The sequence below is a fragment of the Pseudoalteromonas sp. S8-8 genome (genome assembly GCF_000497875.1).
Taxonomy (GTDB): Bacteria; Pseudomonadota; Gammaproteobacteria; order Enterobacterales; family Alteromonadaceae; genus Pseudoalteromonas; species Pseudoalteromonas arctica.
Genome location: NZ_AUTR01000001.1, coordinates 126,878 through 137,178 on the forward strand (window position 1 = coordinate 126,878; position 10,301 = coordinate 137,178).

Annotated in this window: 9 protein-coding genes; 8 read left to right on the forward strand and 1 reads right to left on the reverse strand. The window is 39.3% G+C overall.

Annotation, left to right across the window (positions count from 1 at the left end; genetic code table 11):
- Position 1: 1 nt before the first annotated feature.
- From L659_RS0100570 to L659_RS0100610, 8 genes are all read left to right on the forward strand, one after another.
- The gene (locus L659_RS0100570; RefSeq protein WP_024589228.1) at positions 2 to 1,153 is read left to right on the forward strand and encodes an aminotransferase class I/II-fold pyridoxal phosphate-dependent enzyme; all 1,152 of its coding nucleotides are present in this window, start codon (positions 2 to 4) and stop codon (positions 1,151 to 1,153) included.
- Entirely contained in the window at positions 1,150 to 2,028 is an 879-nt protein-coding gene (locus L659_RS0100575) for a methyltransferase domain-containing protein (RefSeq protein WP_024589229.1), read from the forward strand. Before L659_RS0100570 ends, L659_RS0100575 begins: the two co-directional genes overlap by 4 nt.
- 44 nt (positions 2,029 to 2,072) lie before the next feature.
- Positions 2,073 to 2,756, forward strand: coding sequence for a dethiobiotin synthase (bioD, locus tag L659_RS0100580; protein WP_024589230.1), 684 nt, complete (start codon positions 2,073 to 2,075; stop codon positions 2,754 to 2,756).
- A 129-nt stretch (positions 2,757 to 2,885) separates the two neighbouring features.
- Positions 2,886 to 4,457, forward strand: a complete 1,572-nt coding sequence (locus L659_RS0100585; RefSeq protein WP_024589231.1) for an FAD-dependent oxidoreductase — start codon at positions 2,886 to 2,888, stop codon at positions 4,455 to 4,457.
- Positions 4,458 to 4,669: 212 nt separating this feature from the next.
- Complete coding sequence (gene htpX / locus L659_RS0100590; protein WP_007586783.1) at positions 4,670 to 5,533, forward strand: protease HtpX; 864 nt, start codon at positions 4,670 to 4,672, stop codon at positions 5,531 to 5,533.
- Between the two features lie 610 nt (positions 5,534 to 6,143).
- Positions 6,144 to 8,372 carry an endo-1,4-beta-xylanase gene (locus L659_RS0100595; protein ID WP_024589232.1) on the forward strand — a complete coding sequence of 743 codons (2,229 nt, stop codon included), beginning with the start codon at positions 6,144 to 6,146 and terminating at the stop codon, positions 8,370 to 8,372.
- Between the two features lie 281 nt (positions 8,373 to 8,653).
- Positions 8,654 to 9,172 (forward strand): hypothetical protein, encoded by a 519-nt coding sequence (locus L659_RS0100605; RefSeq protein ID WP_024589233.1) that lies wholly within the window; start codon positions 8,654 to 8,656, stop codon positions 9,170 to 9,172.
- Between the two features lie 201 nt (positions 9,173 to 9,373).
- The gene (locus tag L659_RS0100610; RefSeq protein ID WP_024589234.1) at positions 9,374 to 9,829 is read left to right on the forward strand and encodes a hypothetical protein; all 456 of its coding nucleotides are present in this window, start codon (positions 9,374 to 9,376) and stop codon (positions 9,827 to 9,829) included.
- Here the strand turns inward: L659_RS0100610 and L659_RS0100615 are convergent.
- Positions 9,826 to 10,301: IS30 family transposase (locus L659_RS0100615; protein ID WP_024589235.1), on the reverse strand; the 476-nt coding region annotated here is incomplete at its 5' end. The genes L659_RS0100610 and L659_RS0100615 overlap by 4 nt on opposite strands.

Sequence of the window (10,301 nt, forward strand, 5' to 3'; positions counted from 1 at the left end):
AATGCCTTTTGATTTTATAAACACGCATCTGCAGGCTCGCCAGCAAGATGCGTTACTTCGTAAGCGCTATGTAGTACAACACGCTACAGCGCGCACCATAACGGTTAATAATAAAACCTACCTTAACTTTGCCAGTAACGACTACTTAGGCTTTGGTGATGAGGCTGTTAACCTTAATGACTCCCACGCGTTAGGGAGTCACAGCTCAGCATTGGTTACGGGTTATCAGGCGCAGCAAAAAGCGCTTGAACAATACTTATGTGAGCAATTTGGTTATGGCGCAGGAATGCTATTTAACTCAGGGTTTAGCGCTAATAGCAGCGTAATTAAAGCGTTGTTTCAAGATAAAGCCGCTGCGCAAAACAGCGCTATTTTTCAAGATAAGTTAAATCATGCAAGCTTGATTGACGGTGCTCTGCATTCTAACGCGGCTTTAGTACGTTTTAATCACAACGACATGAACCATTTACGTTCACGGCTCGAAAAATCAAAAGCGCAAAACAAGCTAATTATAAGCGAAGGCGTGTTTTCGATGGATGGCGATACCGCGCCTCTTAAAGAATTACTCGCACTTGCAAAACAGCACAACGCATGGCTAATGATTGACGACGCACACGGCTTTGGTGCATTAGGTAAAACCGGTTTGGGCAGTTGCGAAGCGTTTATTACGCAAACGCTGCCAGATATATTGATCATTACCTTTGGTAAAGCAGTGGCTAGTAGTGGTGCGTGTGTATTAGGCAGTAAACAGTTTATTGATTACATGCTGCAATTTAATCGCGATTACACGTATTCGACTGCTATGTCGCCGCTTATGGCAAGCCACACACTTGCGCGTATTAAAAACATAAAAACAGCCAATGATAAACGCGATAAGCTAAATGCCAATATTGCGTTATTTAAGCAACTCGCTAAAACTCACAATATTGCTGTAATGCAATCAAACACAGCCATACAGCCCATTGTATTAGGCTGCGCTGAGCAAACATTGCAAGCGGCAGATAAACTTAAACAACAGGGTATTTGGCTCACTGCAATCAGGCCGCCAACAGTTGCACATAACACCTCACGTTTACGCATTACTTTAACCGCCGCACATACCGAGCAAGACATAACGCACTTAATTAAGCATTTAGTAGGTGCAATAGCATGACTGCTCAGCCAGTATTAAAAACAGACTTAATGCAAACACAACTAGTAAAACCGTGCCTAGTGGGTAGCGAGTTAAATAAAGAATTGGATAGAGAGTTAAATAAGGAGCTAAGCAAGGAGTTTAAAAAGTCTACACAAAGTAAGTTTTCAAAGGCGGCAGCGCGTTATAACAACCATGCAAATGTACAAAAACACGCAGCAAGCGATCTATTTGCACTCATAAAACCAGGCATTAATAAAAATAAGCTTTGTGTTGATTTAGGCGCAGGCCCACTTGTTAATACACATACCTTACAAAGCGTATTTGCAAGCGTTGTGGCAATGGATTTAAGCTTAAACATGCTGCAAAGTAGTGATTTAACCGCACCAAAAATATGCGCCGATATGGATAACTTACCGCTACAAGCAAACAGTGTTGATGTAATTTACAGTAACTTTGCAGTGCAGTGGTCTGCTAATTTTTCGGCTTTAATGCAATCACTTTACAGCATATTAAAACCAGGCGGGCAGGCGTACATAAGCACTGTGGTAGAGGGCTCACTTAACGAAATAAAAACAGCCTTTGCAGCGCTTGATTCTAACAGCCACATAAATACTTTTAATAGTGAGTTGTATATAAACCAATCAGTCCAAAATGCAGGATTTACTATTAACAGCGCTAAAAAACGTATTTACACCGATGAATATACAACACCTTTAAAAGCTATAGCTTCAATTAAAGTTATTGGCGCTACTACGCAAAATCATACCAATACACGTCAAGGGCTACTTACAAAATCTGCGCTACAAAAAGTATGCAGTGCGTATCCGCTTATAAATAATAAAGCATGTGTGTCTTATCATGTGGTGCTGTTATCATTACAAAAAAGCGATTAATTGCTAAGTTAACCAAAGTTAGATTCAGATCATAAGGCAAAGTAATGAAAGAATTTTTTATAACAGGCACCGACACCGATGCCGGAAAAACCCACGTTACCAGTTTGCTATTAAAGTTACTTGCCCAACATAAAAAACAAGCTATTGGCTTTAAACCCCTTGCTGCTGGCTGCGAAATGGCATTCGATCAACTAGTAAACGCCGATGCTCTTATACTAATGGAAAGCGCAACAGTCAGCGCTAAATACGACGTAGTAAATCCGTTTGCGTTTGCACCACCTATTGCGCCGCACATAGCCGCTGAGCAAGTGGGAGTTAGTATTACTGTAGATAAACTAAGTGATGCTTATAAAGGTGTAAAACAACAGGGAGCTAATTATATACTTACCGAAGGCGCTGGTGGCTGGGCGTTACCTATTAACAATACGGAGTATTTATACGACTGGGTTAAAGCAGAAAAAATGCCGGTAATACTCGTTGTTGGTATGAAGCTAGGTTGCTTAAATCATGCGTTACTAACCGCTGCGCATATGCAAAGTATGGGTATAAACTGCGTTGGCTGGATTGCAAACCAAGTCGATAAAAACATGGACGAGTACCAAGCAAACCTTGATTCACTTAAAGCACGTTTACCGTTCCCAATACTTGCCATAAGCCCATACAGCGAGCAAACTCCTAAGTTACAAATATACAAAAGCTTGCTTAGTGCGTTATCTATAAACACTTAAGCGGTTTTAAAAAAGCTACTTTGTTAGGTAAATCTTGAAATAGTCAGCCTTAGTACACATATAAACCTTTATAAATACAAAGCTTGCTCAAAAACAATGTTACTAAGTTACTAAGGACATAACGACTATATGACGCACCCATTTATTGAAAGCTACGCCCCAGATGCGCACGTAAGCGCCGAGCCAAAAGCACTAAACTATGGCTTACCTAAAAAACGCGTAGGCATAATTGGTGGGGGTACAGCAGGCGCCACAATTGCCATTAGGCTTGCTGCGTTAGGGTTAGAAACTTACGTACTTGAAAAGAAAAAGTCGTTAATTGATGGCCCTCCAATGTGCCATTTGCATGCAGGTGGCAACTTATATCGTGAAATACCCGACGAAGACTGCATAGATTTACTCAAGCAATGTATAGATATAGCGCGTCTTTATCCTCACACCATCGATGTTCGCCCTACAGTATTTGCAGTGCCTAAGCGCGATGACGACTCACCCGAGGATTTATTTCCGCGTTTAAATAAATTAGTAAAAGCCTACAGCGAGCTTGTTGAGCAAGATAGCGCTAACAAAGTATTAGGCGAGCCAGAGCATTATTATCAGTTATATAGTTATGAGCAAATGCTAAAGCTTGCTAAGCAAAAACAAGTAGCGAAGCCCACGTCGTTAGATGAGTGGATGATACCCGTGGCTAAGCATTTAGATTTAAATAAGCTAAAGTTTCCGCTCATTGCTGCACAAGAATATGGCTGGAATATATTTCGTTTATCGGCCAGTGCTCAACTGGCCCTTGCACAGTACAAACACGCTCATGTTTTAACAAGCACCAGTGTTAAAAACGTATCGCCAGTTATAAATACCAATAATGATAAGCAAACACTTAAGTGGCGCATTGAATACCAATCAGAGCCAAGCCTTGATGAACAACCTGATACTTCAACTAATACACAAACAATTGAGGTAGATTACCTAATTAATGCGTGTGGTTTTCAAACCGGTATTATTGACGACCTGGTTGGGGTAGATGTAAAACGCATGGTCGAATTTAAAGCCTCTTACATTACTCATTGGCAAGGTGCTGGTGGGCAAATACCCGAAATAATTATTTATGGAAACCGTGGTACGCCAGAGGGCATGGCGCAGCTAACCCCTTACCCTAATGGTTACTTTCAAATACATGGCATGACTAATAACATTACATTGTTTAATGATGGGTTAGCTGATGCAACGCCAATGAGCGCACAACCTAAACTTCCCAATAAATACCTGCACTATATTAAAAATGGCTGGGATGAAGCAGCTTTGCAAACACGCACCCAAACAGCAATTGATTATGTAGCCGAGTTTGTACCTGCGTTTAAAACTGCTAATACACAAAATAATGCCTTGTATGGCGGGCAACAAATCCCAGGTGATGACGACACCTTGCGCGTAGCCGATGTAAGTTTATATTCGCATATTAATTATGCACGGGCCGAAAATGTTAAAGCATCGTCAACGTTAATAGCGGCAGATCAAATAGTGGGTGAGTTTATAAAATTAGGAATAATAAGCAGCGATCCTGCTGTAAATCATCACCGCAGTACCCACCAATGGTCGTACCTTAAACATAATAGCGGCGAAAAAATTGACGAAGTTGCGCGCATATTGGCACACGAGCGTGGATTTCCAATTGATATGGCAGAGCTAAATCATAGCTTGTAATAAGCTGATTTATAAAGAAACTTCATATTTAAATTTGCTGTAAAACTCTTCCTAAAAAAATTATCAATAAACACATAAATAACACTTGTGTTATGACATAGTTTGTCACAAAATAGCGCTAACGTTATGACATAGTGTGTCATAACGCAGTGATTGCTTTAACCTAATTTAATTTTATGTTCGGTGATCAAAACTATTTTTGTGAGGACAATATGAAACGTGTATTTTTGTTTTTATTAACTAACCTAGCGGTTATGTTGGTATTAGGTGTAGTGCTTTCAATAATAATGAGCGCGCTGGGCTTAAGCCATCGTAGCCTTGGCGGAATTTTACTTATAGCCACCGTATTTGGTTTTGGTGGATCGTTTATTTCGTTATTTATGTCGAAATGGATCGCTAAAAAATCAACAGGCGCGCATGTAATTACGCAGCCTCGAAACGAAACCGAACATTGGCTTGTACAAACGGTATCTGCGCAAGCACAAAAAGCAGGTATTAAAATGCCAGAAGTGGCTATTTACGACAGCCCAGAAATGAACGCTTTTGCAACGGGCCCAAGTAAAAACAACTCATTAGTGGCAGTAAGCACAGGCTTAATGCACAACATGACCAAAGATCAAGCCGAAGCCGTACTTGCCCATGAAGTATCGCATATTGCTAACGGCGACATGGTAACGCTTACGCTAATACAAGGCGTGGTAAACACCTTTGTAATATTTGCCGCAAAAGTATTGGCTGGCATAGTAGATAACTTTATTAATAGCGATGAAGAAGAGGGCGGCAGTAGCTGGACATACTTCTTATTCGATATGTTATTCCAAGTATTATTTGGTGTACTAGCAAGCATAGTGGTTGCTAGTTACAGCCGTAAACGTGAATTTGCAGCCGACAGCGGCGCAGCAAAACTAGTTGGTGCTGACAAAATGCGATCAGCCCTTGAGCGATTAAAGCAAAACCATCCTTCGCAATTAGAAGGCTCAATGATGGCCTTTGGTATTGCAAGTGGCAAAGGCATGGCTGAATTGTTTTCATCGCACCCACCGCTTGATGCGCGAATCGACGCACTACGTAAATAATTAGCTAAATAACGTAATTAGCAAACCTATAAGCCAGCTTAATCGCTGGCTTTTTGTTTTATACCAATTTGCTTATATTCATATCATTAAAGCTATAAATTGTATGGTTTAGCTAAGCGGTAACACCATTTATTTTTTATTGTATTTACCTTCTGATTTATTATTAGCTTACATAACAAAGCCCACTAAGCACCTCAGTAAAAGTATCCATTTTACTATTAAGCCATTATATCCAATAAAAAACCGAGTGAATTTTAACCTTGATAGTTATTGTTAATTAGACTGTAACAGTGTTGGTTTTAGGTTAATTTAATGATGATATATTCACACACACAATATTGAACAGTAAAAATTTAATTTAAACCTTAACTATAACTCATTGGTTTTTAGTTTATCTTTGTGGTTTATCACAAGGGAGATATTAAAATTTGATGAGATATTACAATAATAAAAATAGATGAGTATTTGTTTAATTAAATTAGTTGTAGTCATATTGAATAAAAGTATATTTGAAGTAATGTAAAATACTGCATCATTTTTACTCACTGAGATGACGATTATAACATTTTGCTAAACGACTCATTTATTGCTTTAGTCTAAGGAATAAAAAATGAAAAAATCGATTTTTCGTAACACCGGTTTAGTGACCTTAGTGTCACTATTAATGGCGTGCGGAGGGAGTAATAGCGACGCTGAGGTACCAGAAGTACAAACACCTGAAGTTGTAGTGCCAGAAACGCCAGTACCTGACGCCCCAGAAGCGGCTGAAATAATAAATGGTAGCTTTGAAGAAGACGCGGCAGGGCAAACAACACCAGTTGGAAATTGGGTATTTAGGCCAGATCAAGAATTAAGTGCTTCTTCAACAATAGAAGTAATCGAATCAGAAGAAGGTGTTAATACTTACAAAGGCACTAAAGCGGTTCAGGTTACTGTTAATACATTAGGTGATAACCCTTGGGGTATTGAAATAGCTTATGAGGACATTCCTGTCACCGGCGGTAAAAATTACGAGTTTAGTGTTTGGGCCAAAGGTGAAGTGGGAACCAGTGCCGATTTTTGGATACAGACACCCGCTCCAGATTACGGCCAGCTTAGCCTAGTAAAAGAAACGCTAACAGGTGAGTGGCAAAAAATAACATTAACAGCAGCAACTGCCGAAGCTGACTCATTAGTTAGATTAGCAATTCACTTTTCAAAAGAAGAAAACATTAATAAATCTATATACATAGACGAGTTTTCAGGCTTTATTTTAGACGATGTACCAGCAGAAGAAATACCTGATGTGCAATACAGCGAAGTAACAGCACAAAGTTTAAAAGCTTTAGCACCTAACTTTAACATAGGCGTTGCCGTGCCTGCGGGCGATTTTGGTAACAGCATAATAGATAGACCAGAAATTAAAACGATTATTGAACAACACTTTAATCAACTATCTGCCGAAAATATTATGAAGCCTACCTATTTACAACCTACCCAAGGCGAATTTTTTTATGATGATTCTGATGAGCTTGTAAACTACGCAAAAGACAACTCACTCACCGTGCATGGCCATGTTTTTGTGTGGCACTCACAAATAGCACCGTGGATGCAAAGTTTTCAAGGGGATAAAGCCGCCTGGATAAAAATGATGGAAGATCACATAACGCAAATAGCCACTCATTTTGAAGAAGAAGGCGCTAACGATACCGTAGTGAGTTGGGATGTAGTTAACGAAGCGTTTATGGAAAATGGTAAATACCGTGGCGAAAAAACCACAAGTGACAGTGCCGATGAATCGGTGTGGTTTGAAAACATAGGTGCTGAATTTTTACCGCTAGCCTATAAAGCCGCAAGAGCTGCCGATCCCGATGCAGATTTATACTACAACGATTACAACCTAATTTGGAACGCCGAAAAATTAGATGCCGTTATATCTATGGTTAACGATTTTCAAAATAATGGCGTGCCTATTGATGGCATAGGTTTTCAATCTCATATTTCACTCAACAGCCCTGATATTTCTACAATACAAGCTCATCTTCAAAAAGTGGTCGATATTCGCCCTAAAATTAAAGTTAAAATTACCGAATTAGATGTTCGAATGAACAACGAAGGTGGCATTCCTTTAACTTACCTAACAAGTGAAAGAGCGGATGAACAAAAGCAGTACTACTACAATATTGTTAAAACCTATTTAGAAACTGTTCCTGAAGATCAACGCGGTGGCATAACTATTTGGGGCGTAATTGACGAAGATAGCTGGTTACAAAACTGGCCAGAGCCTACTACAGAATGGCCACTTTTATTTTTTAACGACTATACAGCAAAGCCAGCGTTACAAGGTTTTGCAAATGCATTAAAAGAGCTAATTGAAGTAGTAGAGCCAACACCTTCATCAGAACTGCTCACCAATGGTGACTTTGAAGCTGGGCTTGATTCATGGCAAGCGCGCGGAAGTACAAATATAACCTTAGATGCAACCCAAGCTCACACTGGCAGTAATAGTGCTTTAGTACAAGGGCGAACTGAAACGTGGAATGGTATTCAAAAAGATGTTAAAGGCTTATTTACAGCAGGTGAAACATATAATGTGTCTGCATGGATTAAGTTATCTGACGATACCAGCACTGTTTCACCAGGGGTAAAACTAACCCTACAAATAGAGCACGCTAGCACTGAGTATCTTGAACTCACGCCCGTTAAAACAGTAAGCGCGGGTAGTTGGGTACAGTTGTCAGGTACCTACACGCATTCAATCACAACACAAGAAAGTGTCGCTTTACTTTATGTTGAATCAAACGAGATCACAGCTGACTTTTATGTGGACGATGTATCACTAACATTACTAGAACAATAATATATTTAAATAAACGTATTTAAGCCTAAATTAAATAGCCCGCATAATTTTATGCGGGCTATTTTTTCATAAGCACTTTTTAATTTAGTATCGGCTGCATATGCGGGTTTAAATACCAAAACCGCATGCACTGTGTTTATATACAGTCATTTGTATTGCTTTATAAAATCGTTACTTTTTTAAGCTATATGTGTTTACGGGGTTACTAGGTACGAGTAAAGTAAAATACTTTAAAGCCAGCAATACTTAACATTTAATACTTAACAAGGATGCTTATTATAGTGGAAAAGGTGCAACACACTAAAGAATGTATTATGTGCTTTAGCGCTATAGATTCACGGGCTAAAAAATGCCCACAATGCACCTCACTTCAAGCCAAATACTCTAACTTAGAAAACAATCCCATTATTATTGGTGCATTAGCACTTAGTATTGTTGGTATTTTTGGGCTTATTTTTTATCAAAATATTTATGTAGCAGGGCTTGAAGATCAAGCACAAAAAAACTTAATCGCTAATGTTAGCCAAATTCATACTAAAAATGAAAACGATGCATTGTATGTTGCATGCATAGGGCAGGTAAAAAACGAGTCAAACTTTTCGTTTAAAAATATAAAGTTTAAGGTCGATTTTTTAACAGATCAAAACACGCTAGTCGATACGCTATCAATAACCGACGAAGACCTACTTATACTTCCTAATGACTCAACAAACTTTAGAGTAAGAGGTATTGCGCAAAAACAAGCGGCCAGTTATAACAATTGCCAAGTAACAATAACCGATGCCTGGGCTTATAAATAAGCTATAAATCACTTACAAATTAATTATTAGCAGTTAGCTAAACCACTCGCTTTTTTGTTTGTAATATTAGTTATTAACTTAAAAGCCACTAAATCCAAAATTTATATAAGCCATTTTCCTAGAGCGATTAAGAATATGGATGATTTATTACTTAAGTAATCGTTTATACACTCCTTGTAACTTGCAAGTGAGGGATCGAAAATGAGCTTGATTGATAAAAGTACAAAGGATTTTGGAAGCATGAGCGTGTTGCTTCACAGCTTAGGAACTGATTGCTACCGCATTGAGTGGAATAGCAGAATGACCGGAGCCTCAATAAGCTTAATTCGTGTTAAAAAAAACGAATATATAGTTGTGCGCAAATGGGCAACCGCCCGCAATATAGATGACGTATCAGCAGAGTTTGATCGAGCTAACCAAGCACTAATTCATTTTTTAAATAATGTTGATGTGATTAAAAGTAAAAACGAAAGTATTGTTGCCGCTAAAGAGCATTGCATAAACTTATTTACCTCAGCTGAGGGCTTAAAACCAATTAGCCATCCGAGCCTACCTACGCCACGCTTACAAGAAGCCATAGGCAAAGAAGTGATTGTAAAATCAAGTTTAGGCAACTATTTAATACGCGGATTCAAACCTGAAGTGCATAACGTTTAGGCGGCTTTAGCCGCCAAGTGATCCTGCATCAATTTTGCAGGCGTTTCAAATCCAAGTGTCTTCCTCGGACGATTATTAAGTTGCTCAAGTACTGGTATAACTTGCGCTGGTGTTACCGCCTTAAAATCTGTGCTCTTCGGCCAATACTGGCGTAGTAATCCATTCGTGTTTTCATTCAATCCGCGCTCCCATGAGTGATAAGGGTGAGCAAAATAAACAGGAACACTTAAAGCCTCTGTGATTTGATCGTGATAAGCGAACTCTTTTCCATTGTCAGCCGTGATGCTATGAAGCGCTGACCTATATGGCCTTAATAGTTCTATCGTCGCCGCAGTGACGGCTTGTGCTGTTTTGCCTGCCACCTGAGTTGATACAGTGAATTGGGTGACCCGCTCTACAATGGTAACAAGGGCGCCTCGATGACCTTTACCTATGACGGTATCTATTTCCCAATCTCCGATACGACCTTTCT

Excerpts from the sequence above, each read along its gene's own strand:
- L659_RS0100610 (WP_024589234.1), top strand. The coding sequence starts at position 9,374 with ATGAGCTTGATTGATAAAAGTACAAAGGATTTTGGAAGCATGAGCGTG.
- L659_RS0100585 (WP_024589231.1), top strand. The coding sequence starts at position 2,886 with ATGACGCACCCATTTATTGAAAGCTACGCCCCAGATGCGCACGTAAGC.
- L659_RS0100595 (WP_024589232.1), top strand. The coding sequence starts at position 6,144 with ATGAAAAAATCGATTTTTCGTAACACCGGTTTAGTGACCTTAGTGTCA.
- bioD (WP_024589230.1), top strand. The coding sequence starts at position 2,073 with ATGAAAGAATTTTTTATAACAGGCACCGACACCGATGCCGGAAAAACC.
- L659_RS0100570 (WP_024589228.1), top strand. The coding sequence starts at position 2 with ATGCCTTTTGATTTTATAAACACGCATCTGCAGGCTCGCCAGCAAGAT.
- htpX (WP_007586783.1), top strand. The coding sequence starts at position 4,670 with ATGAAACGTGTATTTTTGTTTTTATTAACTAACCTAGCGGTTATGTTG.
- L659_RS0100575 (WP_024589229.1), top strand. The coding sequence starts at position 1,150 with ATGACTGCTCAGCCAGTATTAAAAACAGACTTAATGCAAACACAACTA.